At 63.7% G+C, this 21005-nt stretch carries 20 protein-coding genes and 1 tRNA gene; 15 read left to right on the top strand and 6 right to left on the bottom strand.

Translation table 11 applies throughout. The features are described 5' to 3' along the window. Positions 1-65 precede the first annotated feature (65 nt). Positions 66-242, bottom strand: a complete 177-nt coding sequence (locus tag IF803_RS34140) for an MJ0042-type zinc finger domain-containing protein (RefSeq protein WP_311986722.1) — start codon at positions 240-242, stop codon at positions 66-68. 392 nt (positions 243-634) lie between these two features. Here IF803_RS34140 and IF803_RS34135 point away from each other — a divergent pair, with 392 nt between their 5' ends. The 6 genes from IF803_RS34135 (at position 635) to IF803_RS34110 (ending at position 8178) form a co-directional block, all read left to right on the top strand. Continuing rightward, entirely contained in the window at positions 635-1342 is a 708-nt protein-coding gene (locus IF803_RS34135) for a TetR/AcrR family transcriptional regulator (RefSeq protein ID WP_028340413.1), read from the top strand. 19 nt (positions 1343-1361) lie between these two features. Next, complete coding sequence (locus IF803_RS34130; protein ID WP_461195163.1) at positions 1362-2333, top strand: ABC transporter permease; 972 nt, start codon at positions 1362-1364, stop codon at positions 2331-2333. 42 nt (positions 2334-2375) lie between these two features. After that, entirely contained in the window at positions 2376-3392 is a 1017-nt protein-coding gene (locus IF803_RS34125) for a sugar ABC transporter substrate-binding protein (RefSeq protein ID WP_028340412.1), read from the top strand. A 75-nt stretch (positions 3393-3467) separates the two neighbouring features. Continuing rightward, on the top strand, positions 3468-5591 hold the full coding sequence (locus IF803_RS34120; protein ID WP_461195162.1) for an ABC transporter permease: 2124 nt from the start codon (positions 3468-3470) through the stop codon (positions 5589-5591). Beyond that, on the top strand, positions 5588-6685 hold the full coding sequence (locus tag IF803_RS34115; RefSeq protein ID WP_461195161.1) for an SMP-30/gluconolactonase/LRE family protein: 1098 nt from the start codon (positions 5588-5590) through the stop codon (positions 6683-6685). Before IF803_RS34120 ends, IF803_RS34115 begins: the two co-directional genes overlap by 4 nt. Then, positions 6682-8178, top strand: a complete 1497-nt coding sequence (locus IF803_RS34110; RefSeq protein ID WP_461195160.1) for a sugar ABC transporter ATP-binding protein — start codon at positions 6682-6684, stop codon at positions 8176-8178. The genes IF803_RS34115 and IF803_RS34110 overlap by 4 nt, the downstream gene beginning before the upstream one ends. A 116-nt stretch (positions 8179-8294) precedes the next feature. On the opposite strand, the gene IF803_RS34105 is transcribed toward IF803_RS34110, so the two are convergent. Genes IF803_RS34105 through IF803_RS34095 form a run of 3 tightly spaced genes read right to left on the bottom strand, consistent with a single transcriptional unit; the run spans position 8295 to position 9803 of the window. Beyond that, on the bottom strand, positions 8295-8669 hold the full coding sequence (locus IF803_RS34105) for a hypothetical protein (protein WP_461195158.1): 375 nt from the start codon (positions 8667-8669) through the stop codon (positions 8295-8297). Positions 8670-8719: 50 nt separating this feature from the next. Further along, positions 8720-9007 carry a DUF5658 family protein gene (locus IF803_RS34100; RefSeq protein WP_244435841.1) on the bottom strand — a complete coding sequence of 96 codons (288 nt, stop codon included), beginning with the start codon at positions 9005-9007 and terminating at the stop codon, positions 8720-8722. Further along, positions 8994-9803: a sterol desaturase family protein gene (locus IF803_RS34095; protein WP_016848119.1), complete on the bottom strand. Its 810-nt coding sequence runs from the start codon at positions 9801-9803 to the stop codon at positions 8994-8996. The genes IF803_RS34100 and IF803_RS34095 overlap by 14 nt, the downstream gene beginning before the upstream one ends. Before the next feature lie 303 nt (positions 9804-10106). Here IF803_RS34095 and IF803_RS34090 point away from each other — a divergent pair, with 303 nt between their 5' ends. Continuing rightward, entirely contained in the window at positions 10107-11888 is a 1782-nt protein-coding gene (locus IF803_RS34090; RefSeq protein WP_461195156.1) for an adenylate/guanylate cyclase domain-containing protein, read from the top strand. A gap of 161 nt (positions 11889-12049) precedes the next feature. Here the strand turns inward: IF803_RS34090 and IF803_RS34085 are convergent. Together IF803_RS34085 and IF803_RS34080 are read right to left on the bottom strand one after the other, a co-directional pair. Further along, positions 12050-12126 (bottom strand) — tRNA-Arg (locus IF803_RS34085). A 153-nt stretch (positions 12127-12279) separates the two neighbouring features. Beyond that, on the bottom strand, positions 12280-13758 hold the full coding sequence (locus tag IF803_RS34080) for a sensor histidine kinase (RefSeq protein WP_461195155.1): 1479 nt from the start codon (positions 13756-13758) through the stop codon (positions 12280-12282). A gap of 365 nt (positions 13759-14123) precedes the next feature. Here IF803_RS34080 and rpmH point away from each other — a divergent pair, with 365 nt between their 5' ends. From rpmH to IF803_RS34040, 8 genes are all read left to right on the top strand, one after another. Then, a complete protein-coding gene (gene rpmH / locus IF803_RS34075) occupies positions 14124-14258 on the top strand; it encodes a 50S ribosomal protein L34 (protein WP_008542748.1) in 135 nt (44 codons plus the stop codon). 32 nt (positions 14259-14290) lie between these two features. Continuing rightward, positions 14291-14701: a ribonuclease P protein component gene (gene rnpA, locus IF803_RS34070; protein ID WP_168857313.1), complete on the top strand. Its 411-nt coding sequence runs from the start codon at positions 14291-14293 to the stop codon at positions 14699-14701. A gap of 3 nt (positions 14702-14704) precedes the next feature. Next, positions 14705-16600, top strand: a complete 1896-nt coding sequence (yidC, locus tag IF803_RS34065) for a membrane protein insertase YidC (RefSeq protein WP_461195153.1) — start codon at positions 14705-14707, stop codon at positions 16598-16600. A gap of 253 nt (positions 16601-16853) precedes the next feature. Then, positions 16854-17504, top strand: coding sequence for a ribosome biogenesis GTP-binding protein YihA/YsxC (gene yihA / locus IF803_RS34060; RefSeq protein ID WP_028340402.1), 651 nt, complete (start codon positions 16854-16856; stop codon positions 17502-17504). Further along, positions 17504-17872 carry a DUF423 domain-containing protein gene (locus IF803_RS34055; protein WP_461195152.1) on the top strand — a complete coding sequence of 123 codons (369 nt, stop codon included), beginning with the start codon at positions 17504-17506 and terminating at the stop codon, positions 17870-17872. The genes yihA and IF803_RS34055 overlap by 1 nt, the downstream gene beginning before the upstream one ends. Positions 17873-18096: 224 nt before the next feature. After that, a complete protein-coding gene (gene argB, locus IF803_RS34050; RefSeq protein ID WP_016848093.1) occupies positions 18097-18990 on the top strand; it encodes an acetylglutamate kinase in 894 nt (297 codons plus the stop codon). A gap of 59 nt (positions 18991-19049) precedes the next feature. Then, positions 19050-20036, top strand: a complete 987-nt coding sequence (locus IF803_RS34045; protein ID WP_461195192.1) for a DUF1036 domain-containing protein — start codon at positions 19050-19052, stop codon at positions 20034-20036. 186 nt (positions 20037-20222) lie between these two features. Further along, complete coding sequence (locus IF803_RS34040) at positions 20223-20915, top strand: pyrimidine 5'-nucleotidase (RefSeq protein ID WP_461195150.1); 693 nt, start codon at positions 20223-20225, stop codon at positions 20913-20915. The last annotated feature ends 90 nt before the right edge of the window (positions 20916-21005 follow it).

Here is a 21005-nt window from a genome sequence, read left to right as displayed (position 1 = left end):
GGCGCCGCCGACCGGCGCTCCTATCCTGTGTTTGGATGTGTGTCCGTCACGCGAACCGAAAACGCTTAATAGGCGTAGGACGGCTTGCCCGGCTGCACGGTCAGCCGAAAGGCGACATCGGTCGAACCATCCATCAGCTCGATGATGTGATCGCACACCAGGCAGCGAAACTCACCCGCGACGCCGCCCTTCGACGTCAATTCGATCCGGCGATAGCCGGCCTGGCAATGGGGGCACGTCACGTCAGATTTTCGCATCGAATCAGCAAGCCGTTGCGCTCTCGAGTTTCCCACACGCCCATGATCGGAAATGTGACGGCCGTCTAACCGGCGTGCTGGTCGACCAGAGCACCGGGAATTTGTGCTGTGCTTTCAGCGCGAAAAGTTCCCGACGATGGCCGGAACGACGACGCGCCCAGGCCGGGCAACACGGCTGCGGACCAAAAAACGAGCGAGCGCTCTCTCAGAAAATTTCATCATCCCCCTTTTCCGGGCGCCGTTTCGTGGGCTAGGAATTAGGCAAGGGCGTAAAGCCCAGCCCGGACCAGCAACAAAATGAAATGGTTCGGGAGCATAGCTAGGGAGGCAACGTGGGTCTCGCGCGTCAGCGACCGGGGACGGCGAATGCGTTCGCGATGGACGTGCTTTGCGCGCGCATCCTCGAACGTCATCGGGATTCCATCCGGGTCCAGAAAACCCATCTCGCCGTTCCGAATCTCACGCGCATCATCGGCGCCACGCTCACGCTTTCCAACAAGCACGGTTTTCACGCCACCACGCTGCGCCAGCTCGCGGAGGCCTCGGGCCTCAGCATGGGCGGCCTTTATACGTATTTCGACAGCAAGCCGACGCTGCTGTCGATGATCCTCGGCGAGGTCGCCGAGACGGTGGCGGAGGTTCTCAACTCGCCGCCCGCCGACGTGAAGCAGGATGCGCGCAAGCATCTGCACTGGATCATCGCGACCCATGTCCGGATGAGCGAGGCGATGCAGCCCTGGTTCGTGTTCTGCTTCATGGAAGCGAAGTCGTTTCCGCCGGCGGAGCGCCAGCGCGCCATCGAGATGGAGGTGATGACCGAGAAGATCATCGCCGGCGTTCTCAAGCAGGGTGTCGCTAGCGGCGTCTTCGCGATCGACCAGGTCACGCTGACCGCATCGCTGATCAAGCCGCTGCTGCAGGACTGGTACGTCAAACGCGCGAAGTACCGCAGACGCGGCACCTCGATCGAAACCTACATCAACGTCGTTGGCGCGTTCGTCGATGCCGCGGTCTCAGGCCGGACGCGGCCCGGCCGCGTCGTGACCGGCTCCCGCACAAGATCCAGGCAGACGGCGCACCCATAGCCGCAGGAAGGACGAGGCAATGAAGCGATTGCGGTTCAATCAACAGGAGATCGTCTTCGCCGTCTTTGCCGTGCTGTTCCTGGCGTTCTCGATTTTCCTGCGCGGCTTCCTGACGCCGGAGAACATGCTGACGCTGCTGCAGAACGTTGCGGTGCTCGGCATCCTCGGGCTGGCGATGGCGATCGTCGTGATCGGGCGCGGCATCGACATCTCGCTGATCGCAGCTCTCGCGGTGCCGCCGGGACTCGTGCTGCAGATGGTGCAGAACGGCCACTCGCTGCCGGCCGCGCTGGCGACGGCCGTACTGCTCACGATCGCCTTCGGCCTCGTCAATGGCTGGCTGATCGCCTATGCCGAGGTCCCTTCGCTGTTTGCGACGCTGGCGACCGGCCTGCTGCTCGCCGGCCTCGGGCAGGCAGCGCTGTTTCAGCTCGACGTCGTGCAGTGGAGCGACGGCATGAAGGGCTTCGAGCGGCTCGGACAGGGCACCATATCAGGCATTCCGACCTCGATCGTGATGTTCGCGATCGCCTGCGCCGTGGTCGCGTTCCTGCTGCGCCAGACGCGCTGGGGCGCCTATATCTACGCGATCGGCGACAATCCCTACGCCGCCCGCGTCACCGGCATCCCCTCGCGCCCGATCATCGTGCTGCAATATGTCGTCGCGGCGCTGATCGGCTGCTTCGCGGGCCTAGTGATGGCGGCATCGGTCAACTCGATGCCGACCCGCATCTTCAATTCGACCCTGATCTACGACGTCATCCTCGTCGTCGTGCTCGGCGGCATCGGCCTGTCGGGCGGCCGCGGCGGCGTGCTCAACGTCATCATCGGCACGCTGCTGATCGGCACCATGCTGAACGGCATGACCATCATGGACATTTCCTACGCCGGACAAAACCTCGTCAAGGGTGTCGTCCTGCTGCTCGCCGTCATCACGGATTCATTCCTGAATCCGCGCAACGAAGAAACGGCACAGCAGGGCGACATCTGAACCAAGCCACAGGAACATTCAATCACGACCAAGGAGGAAGCAATGAAATACGCTGTCAGGACTGCAAAGGTGATCGCCGCAGCGCTCGGGCTTGCCGCCATCGCCGCTCCGGCTCTGGCCCAGCAGGGCCTGGACGAGCCGTTCCAGAAGCCGTTCAGGGAAGCCCTCGCCGGCAAGACGGTGGCCTACGTCCCGGTCGCCATGAACTTCGACCTCACCGAAGGCTGGTACGCCGGCATGAAGAAGGAGCTCGAGCCCTTCGGCGTGAAGTTCGAGATCCGCGATCCCAACTGGAACACCAATGCCGGCGCGCAGGCGGTGACCTCGCTGATCTCGGAGAAGCCGGCCGTGATGGTGATCCACAATCCGGACGTGCAGACCTACGCCAAGTTGCTGCAGCGCGCCGAGAACGAAGGCATCTACGTCATCCAGATCAACATGGGGTCGGCCTATCGCTCTTCGGCATTTGTCGGCGCCAACTGGATCGAGATCGGCGAGCGAGACACCGAGGCCGTGGTGAAGGCCTGCCAGGGCAAGTCGAACAAGATCGCCATCGTGCAGGGCGCGCTCTCGGCGGCCGCCAGCGCCTACACGCTCAAGGGCGTCGAGAACGTGCTCGCCAAGCATCCGGAGATCAAGGTGGTCTCGAGCCAGGCGGCCGACTGGGACGCCGCGAAGGCCAAGGCGATCACCCAGACCGTGCTGAAGCAGAATCCCGATCTTTGCGGCATCGTCGGCTTCTGGGACGGCATGGACATCGGCACCGCCGCCGCGGTGAAGGAAGCCGGCCTGACCGGCAAGGTGTTCGTCGCGACCTCCGGCGGCGGCGAGCGCAAGGGCGCCTGCGAGCTCGTGAAGTCAGGCGCGTTCGATCTCAACATGAGCTACGACGTGCCGACCCAGGCCGCGCAGATGGCCGGCACGATCAAATGGCTGCTGTCGTCGGGCGCCAAGGCCGGCTCGATCAAGGGTTCGGAATACACGACGCTGATCCCGATCACCAAAGAGAATGCGGACAGCCAGACCGCGTGCTGGAATCTCAGTGACCTGAAGAAATAGTCCGGCGATTCCCGCTCGACGTCCCGGGCGCTTCGCCCGGGACGTCGATCTTCCCAAATCGAACGCCCTGCTGGAATGCCGATGCGCGACACCCTGACGAGCCTGCGTTACCGCTACTGGCCGGATCATCTCCTCGGCGAGATCCTGTCCAAGCGTTGGACCGAGACCGCAATACCGGTGATCCTGCTTTTGATCGTCGGCTTCGCGCTCAGCCGTTCCATCGATCACTTCCTGTCGCCGTCGAGCCTTGCCGACACCGCGCGGCAGGCCGGCGAGATCGGCTTCATCGGCCTCGGCATGGCGCTGGTCGTCATCGTCGGCGGCATCGATCTGTCGGTCGGCTCGATCTTCGCGCTGACGGATTTCTGCGCGCTCTATCTGCTCGACGTGCTGAACTGGCCGGTTCCCGCGGTGGTGGTCGCCACCCTCATCTGCGGTGCACTGCTCGGCGCCGTCAACGGCGTCCTGATCGGCTATTTGCGGCTACGCGCCTTCATCACCACGCTGATCACCCTGATCATCTACCGCTCGGCGTTCGATCTGTTGATCCAGCGCTACTCCAATTCGATCGCCGCGGCCTTCCCCGACATCCCGTCCTGGAATTTCATCGGCGGCGGCGACGTGTTCGGCATTCCGAGCGTCGCTTTGGTCTACATCGCGATCGCGATCTTCGGCCATATCTTCATGACCCGGCTGCGCCCGGGCTGGCACATCACCGCGATCGGCGGCTCGCGCCGTTCCGCCTACAATTCCGGCATTCCGGTCCGCCGCACCATCGCGCTCTGCTATGTCGCAAGCGGCGTGCTGACCAGCATCGCCGCGCTGTTCTTCGCGGCCCGGCTCGGCACCGTCGGCGGCGACATCGGCGTCGGCCTCGAGGTGATCGTGCTGACCGCGACCGTGCTGGGCGGCATCACGCTCGGCGGCGGCAAGGGCTCGGTCGCCAAATCGCTGGTCGGCGTGCTGATCGTGCTCCTGATCACCAACGGCCTGACCACGCTCAACGCACGGGGCGGCATCAACCGCATGGCGCTGGCGGGCATCCTGCTGGTTGCAGCGATGGTCGACATCCGCTGGCAGAAGAACCGCACCCGCATCATCAGCAAGGTCTATGTCGCGCCGACCTATCACGCGCTGCCGCCGCCGCCGGCCACCGAGATCGGCCAGGGCGGCCCGTTCGAGCAGAACGACAAGCTGCGCGACGTCGAACTGATCGGTCTCGGCCGCATCGAGGCGCCGGAGGATGTGATCCTCGACCGCAACAACAATCTCTACGCCGGCTCGCGCCATGGCGACATCATGCGCTTCTTCGCGCCCGATTATCAGCGGATGGAGGTGTTCGCCCATATTGGCGGTCAGCCGCTCGGCATGGCCTTCGACCGGCAGGACAATCTCTATGTCTGCATCGGCGGTATGGGCCTTTACCGCATCACGCCCGACGGCACCGTGGGGAAGGCGACCGACGAAACCAACCGCAGCATGCATTCGGTGAACGACGACAGCCGCCTGCGGCTGGCCGACGACCTCGACATCACCGACGACGGCCTGATCTTCTTCTCGGAAGCCACCGTGCGCTACGAGATGGACGAATGGCCGATCGACGGCCTCGAGGCGCGCGGCAACGGCCGCATCATCTGCTACGACACCAAGACCGGTGCGACGCATACGGCGCTGCGGGGCCTCAAATTCCCCAACGGCATCTGCGTCGCCAGCGACGGGGTGTCGATCCTGTTCGCCGAGACCTTCGGCTGCTCGATCAAGCGGCTGTGGTTCGCGGGACCGAAGAAGGGCCAGGTCGAGGTGGTGATGGACAATTTGCCGGGCTACCCCGACAACATCAACCTCGCCTCCGACGGCAATTACTGGCTGGCGCTGGTCGGCATGCGCAGCCCCTCGCTCGACCTCGCCTGGAAGATGCCGGGCTTCCGGCGCCGCATGGCCAAGCGCGTCCCGGTCGACGAATGGCTGTTCCCGAACATCAACACCGGCTGCGTGGTCAAGTTCAACGAGCAGGGCAAGATCCTCGAATCGTTCTGGGACCTGCGCGGCGAGAACCATCCGATGATCACCTCGATGCGCGAGCATCGCGGCTATCTCTATCTCGGCGGCATCATGAACAACCGGATCGGCCGCTACAAGCTGGAGAACGCGGACCCGAACTTCGTGCAGTATGACAAGCGCTGGGGGAAGCTGTCGTGATCGCGGCCGTCAGGGAATTCGCCAACCGCTTTCTCGGCCGCGGCGAGGCCACCATCACCGTGCCGTCGTTCGACGGCGCGCTCAAGCCGAATCAAAAACTTGAGACGGCGACCACCTTGCTGGAATGCGAGGCGCCCGAGGATCTCGCAACCGACGGCCGCAACCTCTATGTCGCCGACGGCAGGCGTCTGCTGCGCCTCGACGGCGGCGGAGCGGCCGAGCTGCGCCGCTTCGAGCAGCCGATTTCGGCGCTCTGCGCGCTCACCGGCGGCGGCATCGCGGTCGCGCTCGGCGGCCGCGAGGTGCGGCTCTACGCCGATCCCTCGTCGGGCGAGCCGAGCGTGACGTTCAGCGACGCCGCCTTCAATGCGATCAACGCGCTGACGCAGGCCGGCGACGGGACCCTGATCGCAACCGACGGCTCGGCGAGCTGCGGCATCGATGATTGGGCGCGCGACCTGATGGAGCTCAACCGGAGCGGCCGCGTGTTCCGGCTCGATCCCAGGACCAAATCGGTGCAGCCGCTGGCGTCGAAGCTCGGCTACGCCTTCGGCGCCTGCGCGCGCGGCGACGGCGTGCTGGTCAGCGAGAGCTGGCGGCATCGTCTCGTCCTCGTCTCCAATGGAAGGCCGCCGCAGGTCGTGCTCGGCCATCTGCCCGTCTATCCGTCGCGGCTGTCGAAGGCCGCGGGCGGCGGCTATTGGCTCACCGCATTCACCGCGCGCACCCAGCTGATCGAGTTCGTGCTGCGCGAGCCGGCCTACCGGCGTCGCATGATGGCCGAGATCGATCCGGCCTATTGGGTGGCGCCGCGGCTGCGCTCGGGGTTCTCGTTCAAGGAGCCGATGCAGGGCGCACACATCAAGACGATGGGCGTGATCAAGCCGTGGGCGCCGCCGCGCTCCTATGGCCTCGTCATCCGGCTGGGCGAGGACGGCAAGCCAAAGTATTCGCTGCACAGCCGGGTCGACGGCGTCAATCACGGCGTCGTCGCGGCGCTCGAGCTGGGCGGCGACCTTGTGCTGATCGCCAAGGGACCGGGCCGCGTGCTGAAACTGCCCCTCGCCGGGCTCGCCGAGGAGGTCGGCTCATGAGCGACACCGTGCTTTCCCTGCGCAAAGCCACCAAGCTTTACGCCGGCGTGCCCGCCATCGAGGGCGTCGACTTCGATCTGCGCCGTGGCGAGATCCACGCGCTTGTCGGCGAGAACGGCGCCGGCAAGTCGACGCTGACCAAGGTGATGGCCGGCGTCGTGACCTTGACCTCGGGCGGCATGAGTGTCGATGGCGCGGAGGTCGCGCCGCGGACGCCGCTCGAGGCGCGCAATCTCGGCATCGCGATGGTGTTCCAGGAGAACAGCCTGGTGCCGACCATGACGGTCGCCCAAAACTTGTTTCTCGGGCAGGAGAAATTCTACAACCGGCTGCGCGGCATCTACATCGCCGCCCAGCAATTCCTGCAATCGCTGAATTTCGACGTGACGCCGACCGCGACCGTGAGCGGGCTCGGTGCCGCCAAGAAGCAGATGGTGGAGATCGCGCGCGCGGTTCTGCACAAGGCCAAGGTCATCATCTTCGACGAGCCGACCGCGTCGCTGACGCCGGAAGAGAAGAAGTATTTCTTCGACCTGGTCCGTGACCTCAAGAAGCGCGGCGTCTCGATCATCTTCATTTCGCACGCGCTGGAAGAGGCTCTGTTGCTCGCCGATCGCATCACCGTGCTGCGCGACGGCAAGCACGTCATCACCGACGACGCCGCGAAATTCGATCGCGCTGCGATCGTGCAGGCGATGGTCGGACGCGACCTCTCCAACACGCTCTATGGCGCGCGGAAGACCTGCGTCCGGCCGGCGGGGGTGCGCGTGCTCACGGTTCAAAACCTCAAGATGGCGCCGATGGTGAAGAACAATTCGCTGTCGGTATTCGCCGGGCAGATCACCGGCGTGTTCGGCCTGGTCGGCGCGGGCCGCACCGAGACCTTCAAGATCGTATCCGGCGTGTTGAAACGCGACTTCTTCCACGGCGGCGAAATCATGCTGCACGACAAGCCGGTGCGCTATCGGGTTCCGGCGCCGGCGGTCAAGGCCGGCATCGCCTATGTGACCGAGGATCGCAAGGTCGAGGGCTTCTTCGAAACCGCCTCGATCGCCCGCAACATCTATCTCGGCCTGCTGTCGAAGTTTCCCGGGGGCCGCATGATGTTGTCGCGGCGCGAGACCAATTCGGTCGGCAAGACCTGGACCCAACGCCTCAAGGTTCGCGCCATCGGCGACGAGGCCAAGGTGGTCGAGCTGTCAGGCGGCAACCAGCAGAAGGTGGTGATCGCCAAATCGCTGGTGCAGGAGCCGGAGCTGATCATCTTCGACGAGCCGACCCGCGGCGTCGACGTCGGCGCCATCGTCGAGATCCACGAGCTGATCAACCAGCTCGCCGACGAGGGCAAGGCGGTGGTGGTGATCTCGTCCTATCTGCCCGAGATCATGGCGCTGTCCGACCGCATCCTGGTCTCGCGCCAGGGCAAGGTGGTCGAGGAATTCTCCGCGCTCGAAGCCACCGAGGAGAAGATCATGTACGCGGCGATTCATTGATCGCCGCAGCGGACGTGCGTCACGGCCGGTTGACCGCACGCAGCGCATTCATGCAGGCATCGCTCAAGCAGGTGCGGTGTGGGTAGCCGCCTGCCTGCTGCGATCCTGGTCGCGTGCTACTTTGGTCCGACGGTTCCAGTCACCTTCAGCCTCGCCGACCTCACCCAACCCGAGACGTCGTTGCCCGTCCCCGGATTGAGGTACATCACCGACGACCAGCCATCACTGGTTTGCGCATACGCGATCAGTGCGTCATTTGGAATGACGAACACCCCGCGGATCGGACAGTGCAGGTTCGGCGCCGAGTAGAATTGCAGCCGTCCCGTGCCCGTCACCACATTGGCCAGCGGCGGCGACAGCATCGGGACATGACTGGTGCCGGTCTGCGGCTCCTTGCAGCTCGACGGTGTCTGCGCGTGAACGGTCGCCCCCGGAGCTCCCAGGATCAGGGCACACCAGACCATGCAGGCGACGACAAACCTGTCCGACATCACTGATCCTCCTGATTTCGCCAGTTGCGGCAACCGGCGAAGGGATTGATTCAGTTCGTGCCCGCGATGATGACGAGGTTGTTCAGGACAGGCGTGGAGCAGAACGCGACGACGAGAGCGATGTTGTAAACGTTGTTGCTCCGCCAAAGCAGCCACGTGACCACGAACGTCAGGCCAAGCTTGGGCACCAGCCACCATACGCCGAACCATGTCTGCGCCAGATGCATGAACGGGTTCAACTCACCCAATCCGAGACTCAGGATCACATTCGTCGACACGAGGTCGGCGTAACCCAGCAGCAGGGCGAGGAGCACCAAGAGACCCTTAACCCAATTCATTCCGAGACTCCCGATGCCAGTAATGCCGAAGATGCCGGATTGGCCAGATCACGCTATTGATGATGTCCACGCGCTCGGCAGGCACGAGGCCCGTTGCAGGATATTCGTCCGGCTTCGGTATCCAGGCCGTACCGAACAGAATGTCGAGGAGCGGAAAGCAGGCAGCGAAGTTTTTGTCCCTGTGCTCGGGAAGGACCGAATGATGGATCCGGTGCCATTGCGGATTGTTGATCCATGTCACATACCGACCGAGCGGAATGCGGACGTTGAGATGGGCACACGCATCGGGCATGAAGAAGATGAATCCCACCGCTATCACCATGTCCGGCGGAATGCGGAACAGGATCGCCATGATCGGAAGAAACGCGTCGGACAACACCCGCTCCAGCCAGAAATGCCGGCCGCCGGTAATGAACGTCACGCCGTTCGCGCTGTGATGGAAGGAGTGCATCGCCCATAGAAAGGGGATCGCATGTTGAAGGCGATGGTATGCGTACTTGTAGAGATCGAATGCGACCACGATGATTGCGAGGGAGACGTACCACCAGTAACCGTCGGTCGGCAGCTTGATCCAGCCGAGACCGGTATAGCTGGCGATTTTCCCCGCGCTGATCGCTGCGATCGGAGCGAGCATGGACGACAGCCCGAGGCTCACGATCACCGCGAGCCAATCATCGCGAAACTCGCCGTAGGGAACGTCCGCGATCGGCCATCTTTTTTCCAGGATGCGACTGGTGTAGACGATGCCCAGGAATACGGCCGCATAAAATACGGCATTCGCGATGTCACTCTGCATGAGGGATGACTCGCCGGTTCAAAAGGACAGACAATAAGAATAAAAACATTTGTGTGCCTATAAGCTAAAAAAGCTTATTTTTTCTCAACGTTCCGGCGGGGGCAAGCAGGGTTTTTACGGGGGGCGGGTCCGAGTGGGGGCCCCGGGACAGGTTGCATCCAGACGGCGCTGGCGCCCATTTCTGGTCTGAGGAAACCGACCGGTGTCGCCTTTCGACCCATTTCGCAAGTTTTCGCTAGCTCAGGCGGAGCCCGCCGTGCTTTGATCGCTGGCATTATTTTGAGAATGTTTTGAGGGCATGCCTTGGCCTCCGATCGCATCGAGCGGCGATTGGCTGCAGTGCTAGCGGCCGACGTCGCTGGGTACAGCCGGCTGATGGGACGGGACGAGGAAGGCACGCTGACTTGCCTGAAGACCCTAATAGGGACCATCGTTAATCCGGCAATAGCCGCCCATCGGGGCCGTGTCGTCAAGACGACGGGAGATGGCCTGCTCGTCGAGTTTGCGAGCGTCGTCGACGCGACACGCAGTGCCGTTGAAATTCAAAACAGGTTGGCGGCACAGACGATCGCTGTGCCCCTGGATCAAAAGATAGAATTTCGCATCGGCATTCATGCCGGCGATATCATCATCGATCGAGGCGATATTTTCGGGGATGCCGTCAACATCGCCGCTCGACTCGAAAGCATCGCCGAACCGGGCGGGATCTGCGTATCCGACGACGCTTACAGACAGATCAGAAGCAAGGTCGACATTGTCTTTGAGGATATCGGCCTGCAGTCTCTGAAGAATATCGCCGAACCAATTCAGGCTTGGCGATCCCGGTTGAGCACTCAAACGTCATCCGGCGAAAGGTCAGCTTCGGCCCATCCGCAGCCGCTCACTCTTCCTGACAAACCTTCGATCGCGGTCTTGCCGTTTCAGAACATGAGCGGCGATCCCGAGCAGGAGTATTTTGCTGACGGGATGGTTGAGGAGATCACGACGGCACTATCGCGCAGTCGCGCTCTTTTTGTCGTCGCTCGCAACTCCGCGTTTACTTACAAGGGAAGAGCCATCGACATAGGCCGTGTCGGACGGGAGCTCGGAGTGCGCTACGTCCTCGAGGGTAGCGTGCGAAGGTCGGCCGACCGAATAAGAATAACGGGACAATTGATCGAGGTGACAAACCAGGCCCATATCTGGGCGGATCGCTTCGACGGATATCTAAACGACATCTTCGTTCTGCAAGACACGGTTGCATCAAGCGTAATCGGAGCGATCCTTCCCAGCATCGAAAAGGCGGAGATTGCGCTTGCGGTTCGCAAGCCGCCTGCGAACCTCACCGCCTATGACCACTACCTTCGCGGCCTCTCGTCCTTTTATCTGTTTACAAGAGAGGCGCATCGCCGGGCCTTGCCTCTTTTTGTGCGCGCCACCGAACTCGATCCGGGCTTTGCACTTGCGCACGCAGTTCGAGCTGGATGGTACATCGCGGCCAAGGCCTTCGACTGGGTCAGCATCGGATGCGTCGAGATGGAGCATGCCGAGCGAATCGCGCGCGAAGCATTGCGGCTGGGCGATGACGATCCGCGAGTGCTCGCTGTAGCAGGTCAAGTCTTGAACTATGTCGTGAGGAAGGTTGCGGAAGGCGAGGCACTCCTCTCGCGCGCAGTCAATCTGGACCCTAATCTTGCGACGGCGCGATTATGGCTCGGCGGAGCCAAGAATTTCCTCGGCGAGTATGATGAGGCGATCGAACAGTTGCACCTTGCATTGCGATTGAGCCCGCTCGATCCACGAACTTTCCTCGCCTATCAAGGGTTGGCGAGTGCACACTTCCAGGCAGGACGATACGACGAGGCTTTGGTATGGGCGTCCGACGGCGTCCGGCGTTGGCCTGACTTTGTTCAACTCCATCGTCAGATGATGGCGGCTCTCGCGATGCTGGGCCGGATAGACGAAGCTGCCAGATGCAGCGATCAGGTCCGTCGATTGAGCCCGGGCTTGACGATCGCGGAATACAAGAGAACGACGCCCTTTGTGCGCAGCGAGGATGTCGAGAAGGTCGCAGCGGCCTGGCGACTGTCCGGCATGCCCGAATAGATCCTCTTGAAGGGCCCGATACCGACAGTCGATTCCCGGCCCGGTCTCACCCCACGTCCTGGCCATCCTTTAACGTCGGCTTGCGATCCGGCGCCTCGACTCAGACCATCATCGCAGGCGACCGGGTCGAGAACGGAAATGTTCGTGATTTTGAACGAAAATGGCGCGCCCGGAACGATTCGAACGTCCGACCCTCAGATTCGTAGTCTGATGCTCTATCCAGCTGAGCTACGGGCGCATTTTCGCGGGAGGGCTTGAGCCCGCATGGCTCCGGGAGCCCCGGAACGTCGCGAAAGAGCGCTCTAGCTACAGGCTCCGGCTCCAGTTGGCAAGGTCTGGAAGTGCCAATTTCGGCGCGGCTTTAGCCTGCCCTGGAGTACCGGAAGGGCCCCTATGCCCTCGCCCGCTCGCTGCGGACCGACAGCAGTTCCACCGGACGATCCGGGATCGAAATCCGGAAGGTGGCGCCGATGGTGCCCTCGACCAGGTGGATGTGGCCGCCATGAGCGCGGATCAGCTCGGCGGCGATCGCGAGGCCAAGCCCGCTGCCGCCGGGGCGCCCGGAGGTCTGGAATGCCTCGAACAGATGCTCGCGCGCCTTGGTCGGGACGCCCGGACCGGTGTCGGAGACCTCGATGATCGCAACCGTCCCCTCGCGGCGGCCGGTGATGCGGATCTGCTGCGCGCCGCCGTCGCTGGCCGGCCGGCTTTCCAGCGCCTGCGTCGCGTTGCGCACCAGATTGAGCAGCACGCGGAACAGCTGGTCCGGGTCGGCGTCGATGGTCAGGCCGCGCTCGATCGCGCTGATCCAGGTGATCGAGACATCGGTCGCGAGCCCCGCCGACTCCCGCACCTCGGCAACCGCGGGCTCCACCATGATCACGCGGCGATCAGGCGCCGCCTCCTGCGCGCGGCCATAGGAGAGTGTCGACTGGCAGAAGGCGATGGCGCGCTCCAGCGAGCGCAACAATTTCGGCGCAAAGCGCTGCACCCGCGGGTCGGGCACGCTGGCAAGCTGGTCCGACAGCAATTGCGAGGACGCCAGCAGGTTGCGCAAATCATGGTTGATCTTGGAGACGGCGAGCCCGAGCGCGGCGAGCCGGCTCTTCTGATGCAGCATCGAGACGAGGTCGCGCTGCATGTCCGACAGCTCGCGCTCGGCAACGCCGATCTCGTCGCCGCGCTGGCTCGGCACGATGATTCGCGCCGAACTCTCCGGATTCTCGTGGAAGCCGACCAGGCTAGCGGTCAGCCGCCGCATCGGGCGCACGAACAGATAATGCAGCGCCAGATAGACCAGGCCGGCGGTCAGGCCGGCAATCAACAGCGCGACGACCAGGACGTTGCGCGAGAAGCGGTACATCGCCTGCCGCAGCGGCTTCTCGTCGATCACGACCTCGATGAACTGCGCCTGGCCCGGCGCGGGTCCGACCACGCGGATGGTCTGGTCGCCGTGCTCCAGCATGATCTCGAAGGCATCGACGATCGCCGACCACACCGTCATGGTCCGCATGTCGACGTCATGGTCGATCGCGGCCGGCAGGTCGGCGCTGGCGAGCAGCCGGCGCTGCTGTCCCAATTTGATGGCAACGGCACGGGCGCCGATGCTGGTCAGGATCTGCCGTGCCAGCGAATCCGGCACCAGGCCGGACGGGGCGGCATCCAGCACCAGCGCCGCGGTATTGGCGGCGGCGAGGCGGTCGTTGAGCCGGTTCATCCGGAAGTTGGCGATGGCCGGGACGTAGATCAGGAGCCCGGCGATCATCACCAGGGGAATTGTCAGCAACAGAAGCTTGCCCGACAGCCCGAGCCGAGGGGACGGCTTGGGCCGCTGCTTCTGCGCGGTCGCCTGATCGTCAGTTAGAGCCACAAGATAAGGCCTTGTTTGGCTTAGGGGTCGGAAGATGGGGCCCGGCCCCCAAGCCGGTCAAATTACGGATCGCTAATGTGGGCGGTTCCCCGAACGCCCCAAAGCGTCTCCATACCGTCAAATACCCCGCGAAATCAGATATATTCGCCCCAATTGCGACGTTTCGAAGAAGCCTTTTTGCGACGGCCTGTGACATTGACGAAAACAGGGCGCTCCCTTATAAGCCGCGCCAACTGTCCGCGATGGCCCGGTTCTTGACCCGGGGGCGGCTCTTTGGGGCCGTCAACGGCTCGTTTGGGCCTCCCAGCATCACCGGACTCCATCTCAATACAACGGCAAATTGCCCGGTCAGCGGAGAATTACCCGTGAAGCGGACTTATCAACCCAGCAAACTGGTGCGCAAGCGCCGTCACGGCTTCCGCGCCCGTCTCGCCACGGCCGGCGGCCGTAAGGTCCTCGCTGCGCGCCGCGCGCGTGGCCGCAAGCGCCTGAGCGCCTGAGCCCGGACGTCTCCTCTCCGGAGATACCCATTATGGATCGGCTGAGGCAGCGGGCGGATTTCCTCGCCGTTGCCAATGGCGCACGGGCGAATACCACAGCTTTTGTGCTGCAGGGCCGCCGCCGCGACGATCAGGGCCCGATCCGCGTCGGCTATACCGTCACCAAGAAGAACGGCACCGCGACCGAGCGCAACCGCATCCGCCGCCGGCTTCGCGAAGTGATGAGACAGGTCGACGCCGTATTCATGCGGCCGCACCATGATTATGTGCTAGTGGGCCGTCGTGACGCGCTGACCCGCGACTTTGCGACCATGCTTGACGACCTGCGGTCGGCGCTGCGCCGCCTCGACCGGCCTGCGCCCAAGACGGGTAATAACAAGACGGGTACCAACAAGGCGGGTAACAAAAGCGCGCCCAATCCGAATGGAATGACGAGACCCTAAGAGATGTCCGACAACCGCAACACGATCCTTGCCGTCATTCTGTCCGGCCTCGTCCTGATCGCCTGGCAATACTTCTACAATGTGCCGCAGATGGAGAAGCAGCGCGACGCGCAGCGCCAGGCGGAGTTGCAGAAGCCGGCGCCGCAGGCAACTCCGGGTGCTGCTCCAGGCGCAGCTCCAGGAACCTCGGCAACCCCCTCTCCGGCCCCCGGCGCGCCTGCTGCTGACGCTCCGGTAGCGAGCCGCGAAACGGTGCTTGCCTCCGGCCCGCGCATCAAGATCGAGACCCCGCGCGTCACCGGCAGCATCGCGCTGAAGGGCGCCCGGATCGACGACCTGGCGCTGGTTCAGTTCCGCGAGACGGTCGATCCCAAATCGCCGGCCGTCGTGCTGCTTTCGCCGTCGGGCACGGCCGAGCCTTATTATGCCGAGTTCCTGTGGCTGACCGCCAACGGCTCATCGGTGAAGACGCCGAACGCCGAAACCGTCTGGCAGCAGGAGGGATCGAACAGCCTGTCGCCGAGCACCCCGGTGATTCTGAAATACGAGAACGGCCAGGGCCTGACCTTCCGCCGCACCATCTCGATCGACGATCGCTACCTCTTCAGCATCAAGGACGAGGTCATCAATCAAGGCAGCGCGCCGGTGACGCTGTATCCGTTCGGGCTGATCTCGCGCGGCGGCAAGCCGCCGGTCTCCGGCTACGCGATCCTGCACGAAGGCCCGATCGGCTATCTCGGCGAACACGGCCTGCAGGAATTCAGCTACAAGAACATCGACGAGGCCAAGACCCCGACCGGCGGAAATTCGCGCGGCATCGTGTTCACGAAGGTCACCGACGGCTGGCTCGGCATCACCGACAAATACTGGGCCACGGCACTATTGCCGGAGACCACCGCAACGCTCGAAAGCGCCCGCTTCACCACCGGCGACAAGCGCTACCAGACCGACTACATGCTCGGCGCGCAGACGATTCCGATCGGCGGCACCGGCGTTGCCAACGGGCGGCTGTTCGCCGGCGCGAAGGAGGCCGCCACGGTCGGCCTCAACTTCCCGCTGGTCGGCTTCGGCGGCTACAACAAGCAGCTCGGCCTCAACCATTTCGATCTCCTGATCGACTGGGGCCATTTCTACTTCATCACCAAGCCGATGTTCCTGGCGCTCGACTGGTTCTATCGCCTGGTCGGCAATTTCGGCATCGCGATCCTCTTGGTGACCGTGATCGTGAAGCTGTTGTTCTTCCCGCTTGCCAACAAGTCCTACGCCTCGATGGCGAAGATGAAGTCGGTGCAGCCGCAGCTGCAGGCGCTGAAGGAACGCTATCCTGACGACCGCGTGAAGCAGCAGCAGGAGATGATGGAGATCTACAAGAAGGAGAAGATCAACCCGATCGCGGGCTGTCTTCCCGTCGCCTTGCAGATCCCGGTGTTCTTCTCGCTCTACAAGGTGCTGTTCATCACCATCGAAATGCGGCACGCGCCGTTCTTCGGCTGGATCAAGGACCTCTCGGCGCCCGATCCGACCAATCTGTTCACGCTGTTCGGCCTCATTCCGTTCGATCCGATCGCGCTGCTCGGACCGCATTTCGGCTCCTATCTGGTGATGGGCATCTGGCCGATCATCATGGGCATCACGATGTGGGTCCAGATGAAGCTCAATCCGGCGCCGCCGGATCCGACCCAGAAGATGATCTTCGACTGGATGCCGCTGATCTTCACCTTCATGCTGGCAGGCTTCCCGGCGGGTCTCGTGATCTACTGGGCCTGGAACAACCTGCTGTCGGTGCTGCAGCAGAGCTACATCATGAGGCGCAACGGCGTGAAGGTGGAGCTGTTCGACAATCTGAAGTCAACGTTTCAAAAAAAAAGCGTGACGACTGAGACAAAGAAGGCGACGTAGCTTCCGGCAACAGCGCTTCGTCACCATGTCATGCCCGGCCTTGTGCCGGGCATCGACGTATTGGAGGGCGGCCAGCGCGTTTACGAGCGAAGTGGGCGACGGTTCGCGGGAAGAAAACGCGTCAAGACAAGCAGCTGGAGCTTCGATTCAATCAGAACCGAGGCTCCAGACGTTGACCTGGATGGCCGGGTCGTCCTACGCCAAGGACCCGCCTTGGGCCTTTGCCCGGCCGCCACGAGATGGAATCCTTCGCATGAGCACCGAACCCGATGCGGCGCTGATCGAGCAAGGCCGAAAACTGTTCGCCGGCGACTGGCGCTTCATCTGGGCCTCGCCCTCGATCGAGACGCTGCCGCCGATGGCCGGCCTCGAGGTCGCCTTTGCCGGCCGCTCCAATGTCGGCAAGTCGAGCCTGATCAACGCGCTGACCGGCCGCAGCAACCTGGCGCGCACCTCGCACACGCCGGGGCGAACCCAGGAGCTGATCTTCTTCGAGGGGCCGGAGAAGGCGGGCTTCCGCCTGGTCGACATGCCCGGCTACGGCTACGCCTCGGCGCCGAAGACCAAGGTGGCGTCATGGACGGCGCTGATCCACAAATTCCTGCTCGGGCGCGCGACACTGGCGCGGGTCTACGTGCTGATCGACGCGCGCCACGGCATCAAGGACGTCGATCTCGACGTGCTGAAGACGCTGGACAAGTCCGCGGTCAGCTATCAGGTCGTGCTGACCAAGGCCGACCAGGTGAAGGCCGGCGAACTCAAGACTGTCATCGCCGACACGTCAGCAACACTCGCAAAGCATCCAGCCGCCTTCCCCGAAATGCTGGTGACCTCGTCGCGCACCGGCGACGGCATGCCGGAGCTGCGTGCCGCCATGGTGCGTCTGATCGAGGAACGGCGCTGATGAGCGGCGCATCCCGCCTCCTGATCGGCCTTGCCGCCATCATGGGCGCCTGCGGCGTGATGCTGGCGGCGGCCGCAGCCCATCTGCCTGATGCCACGCGGCTGGCGGCGGCATCCTCGATGCTGCTGTTCCATGCACCAGCCGTCGTCGCGGCCATCGCGGTCGCGGATCGCGCGATCATCCATGCGAAGCTCGCAGTCGTGGCGGCGGCCGGGTTCGTCATCGCGGCGTCATTGTTCGCGGGCGACCTCGTGCTGCGCCAATATGCCGGCCATGGATTGTTTCCGATGGCCGCGCCTGCCGGCGGAACGCTGTTGATCCTGAGCTGGCTGGCACTGGCGGTCGCGGCGGTGTGGCCGAAGCGGTGATGACCGCCATACTTCCTTCTCCCCTTGTGGGAGAAGGTGGCGCGGATGCAATCCGCGCCGGATGAGGGGTCTCTATCCGCGGAGACAGACCCCTCACCCGGCTTCGATGCCGTCGCATCGAAGCCACCCTCTCCCACAAGGGGAGAGGGTCAAGACCGCTTTGCGCCCTGCCCGGCAATCAGATAGAACCGCGCCACCCCTCCGCTGACGACGAGACCAGCCCCATGACCGACCAGCACATCAGCCCGCTCGATCAGGCCCGCATCCTGTCCGAGGCGCTGCCGCACATGCAGGAATATGACGAGGAAACCATCGTCATCAAATATGGCGGCCATGCCATGGGCGCCGAGGACACCGCGAAGGCATTCGCGCGCGACATCGTGCTGCTCGAGCAGACCGCGATCAATCCGGTGGTCGTGCATGGTGGCGGGCCGCAGATCGCGACCATGCTGAAGCGCCTCGGCATCCAGTCGGAATTCGCCGCGGGCCTGCGCATCACCGACGCCGCAACCATCGAGATCGTCGAGATGGTGCTGGCGGGCTCGGTCAACAAGCAGATCGTCGGCTATATCAACGAAGCCGGCGGCAAGGCCGTGGGCCTCTCCGGCAAGGACGGCAACATGGTGAAGGCGTCGAAGACGACGCGCACCATGGTCGATCCGGATTCCAACATCGAGAAGGCCATCGACCTCGGCTTCGTCGGTGACCCCGAAAAGGTCGACCTCACGCTGCTCAATCAGCTGATCGGCTATGAGCTGATCCCGGTGCTGGCGCCGCTCGCGACCTCGCAGGACGGCCAGACCCTGAACATCAACGCCGACACCTTCGCCGGCGCGATCGCGGGCGCGCTGAAGGCCAAGCGGCTGCTGCTGCTGACCGACGTGCCGGGCGTGCTCGACAAGTCCAAGAAGCTGATTCCGGATCTGTCGATCAAGGAAGCCCGCAAGCTGATCGCCGACGGCACGATTTCCGGCGGCATGATCCCGAAGGTCGAGACCTGCATCTACGCGCTCGAACAGGGCGTGCAGGGCGTCGTGATCATCGACGGCAAGACGCAGCACGCGGTGCTGCTCGAGCTCTTCACCAACCAGGGCACCGGCACGCTGATCCATAAGTAATGGCAGACGCGGGACACACGGCGAGGATCCCTCGCCGGTCGCCGGCGGCGCGGCTCGCGATGGCGCTGCCGGCCGCGCTGGTGTCGTTCCTGTTCTCGTCGGCGCCGGCGCATGCCGACCTCAAGCTCTGCAACCGCATGAGCTATGTGATCGAGGCCGCGATCGGCATCGACGACAAGGCCGCGACCGCGACACGCGGCTGGTTCCGGATCGATCCCGCGACCTGCCGGGTCGTGGTGCAGGGCGCGCTCACCGCCGACCGCGTGCTGCTCAATGCGCGGGCGCTCGGCGTCTACGGCGCTTCGCCGATCCCGCAGAACGGCACCGACACGCTCTGCGTGGCGCAGGACAATTTCGTGATCGCCGCCGCGCGGCAATGCCGCTCCGGCCAGATGCCCGCGCAATTCACCCAGATCACGCCGACGAAGACCGACGACGGCAACCTGGTCGCCTATCTCGCCGAAGACAGCGAATATGACGACGAGCAGGCGCGCCTCGCCGGCATCCAGCGCCTCTTGGTGATCGCGGGCTACGATGCGGCGCCGATCGACGGCGTCGACGGGCCGAAGACCCAGAGTGCGCTGTCGGCATTCCTGAAGAGCCGCGGGCTCGCCAGCGACGTCGTGCAGTCGCCGAATTTCTTCGCCACCATGATCGATGCCGTGCAGAAGCCGTCGCCATCAGGGCTGACCTGGTGCAACGACACGCCGCACAAGGTGATGGCCGCGGTTGCAACCGACGACGGCAAGGCGGTGACCAGCCGCGGCTGGTATCGCATCGACCCCGGCAAGTGCCTGCATCCGGACGTGACAGGCACGCCGAAGCAGATCTATTCGTTTGCCGAAGCGGTCGACAACGACAACCGCGCCATCCGCATCAAGGACAAGCCGCTGAACTGGGGCGGCGGGGTCCAGCTCTGCACCCGCGAAAGCAAGTTCGAAATCAACGAACAGGGCGACTGCGCCAGCCGCGGCCTCGCCGCGCTCGGCTTCACCACCGTCGACATGACCAGCGGCGGCAAGACGCTGCGCTTTGCGATGCCGTGATGAAGGCAACGGCGCCACAAACACCACAGTCGTCCTGGCGAAAGCCAGGACCCATAACCACAGGATTGCGTTTGGCGAAGAACGACGAGCATCGTGCCACATTGATAGATTCCGCGGTATGGGTCCTGGCTTTCGCCAGGACGACGGCGGAAGACTGGGCGATCGCGCCGACACGCGGAGAAAGCCATGACTAAGACTGCCCGCAGCTTCGGCCATGTCGAGACCTGGGTGTTCGACCTCGACAACACGCTGTACCCGCATCACGTCAACCTGTGGCAGCAGGTCGATGCGCGGATCGGCGAGTTCGTCAGCAACTGGCTGAAAATCTCGCCCGAGGAAGCACGGCGGCTGCAGAAGGACTACTATCTGCGCTACGGCACCACGATGCGCGGCATGATGACCGAGCACGGCGTGCAGGCCGACGACTATCTCGCTTATGTGCACAAGATCGACCACTCGCCGCTGCAACCCAATCCGGCGATGGGAGCCGCGATCGCCAAGCTGCCGGGGCGCAAGCTGATCCTGACCAACGGCTCGGTCGACCATGTCGACGCGGTGCTGGGCCGGCTCGGCATCAGCAACCATTTCGACGGCGTGTTCGACATCATCGCCGCCGATCTCGAGCCGAAGCCTGCCCCGCAGACCTACCAGAAGTTCCTCAGGCTGCACGACGTCGATCCGGCGAGGGCTGCGATGTTCGAGGACCTCGCGCGCAATTTGGTGGTGCCGCATGAGCTCGGCATGACCACCGTGCTGGTCGTGCCCGACGGCAGCCAAGAGGTGGTGCGCGAGACCTGGGAGCTCGAAGGCCGCGACGCCGCCCATGTCGACCATGTCACGGATGATCTCACCGGCTTCTTGCAGCGGCTGAAGCCGTAGCCTCTCGACAGATGTCGTCCCGGCGAAAGCCGGCAACTGTTATGTTGGTTTGGTCTGCAGGTACGGCTTTCGGTCTCGCATCATGGCATT

The sequence above is a fragment of the Bradyrhizobium sp. UFLA06-06 genome, assembly GCF_054820065.1.
Note: the sequence above shows the minus strand (reverse complement) of the source record. Positions and strands in the feature narration are given on the sequence as shown.

Excerpts from the sequence above, each read along its gene's own strand:
- IF803_RS34135 (WP_028340413.1), top strand. The coding sequence starts at position 635 with ATGGACGTGCTTTGCGCGCGCATCCTCGAACGTCATCGGGATTCCATC.
- IF803_RS34130 (WP_461195163.1), top strand. The coding sequence starts at position 1,362 with ATGAAGCGATTGCGGTTCAATCAACAGGAGATCGTCTTCGCCGTCTTT.
- IF803_RS34125 (WP_028340412.1), top strand. The coding sequence starts at position 2,376 with ATGAAATACGCTGTCAGGACTGCAAAGGTGATCGCCGCAGCGCTCGGG.
- IF803_RS34120 (WP_461195162.1), top strand. The coding sequence starts at position 3,468 with ATGCCGATGCGCGACACCCTGACGAGCCTGCGTTACCGCTACTGGCCG.
- IF803_RS34110 (WP_461195160.1), top strand. The coding sequence starts at position 6,682 with ATGAGCGACACCGTGCTTTCCCTGCGCAAAGCCACCAAGCTTTACGCC.
- IF803_RS34105 (WP_461195158.1), bottom strand. The coding sequence starts at position 8,669 with ATGTCGGACAGGTTTGTCGTCGCCTGCATGGTCTGGTGTGCCCTGATC.
- IF803_RS34100 (WP_244435841.1), bottom strand. The coding sequence starts at position 9,007 with ATGAATTGGGTTAAGGGTCTCTTGGTGCTCCTCGCCCTGCTGCTGGGT.
- IF803_RS34095 (WP_016848119.1), bottom strand. The coding sequence starts at position 9,803 with ATGCAGAGTGACATCGCGAATGCCGTATTTTATGCGGCCGTATTCCTG.
- rnpA (WP_168857313.1), top strand. The coding sequence starts at position 14,291 with ATGGATCGGCTGAGGCAGCGGGCGGATTTCCTCGCCGTTGCCAATGGC.
- yidC (WP_461195153.1), top strand. The coding sequence starts at position 14,705 with ATGTCCGACAACCGCAACACGATCCTTGCCGTCATTCTGTCCGGCCTC.
- yihA (WP_028340402.1), top strand. The coding sequence starts at position 16,854 with ATGAGCACCGAACCCGATGCGGCGCTGATCGAGCAAGGCCGAAAACTG.
- IF803_RS34055 (WP_461195152.1), top strand. The coding sequence starts at position 17,504 with ATGAGCGGCGCATCCCGCCTCCTGATCGGCCTTGCCGCCATCATGGGC.
- argB (WP_016848093.1), top strand. The coding sequence starts at position 18,097 with ATGACCGACCAGCACATCAGCCCGCTCGATCAGGCCCGCATCCTGTCC.
- IF803_RS34045 (WP_461195192.1), top strand. The coding sequence starts at position 19,050 with ATGGCGCTGCCGGCCGCGCTGGTGTCGTTCCTGTTCTCGTCGGCGCCG.
- IF803_RS34040 (WP_461195150.1), top strand. The coding sequence starts at position 20,223 with ATGACTAAGACTGCCCGCAGCTTCGGCCATGTCGAGACCTGGGTGTTC.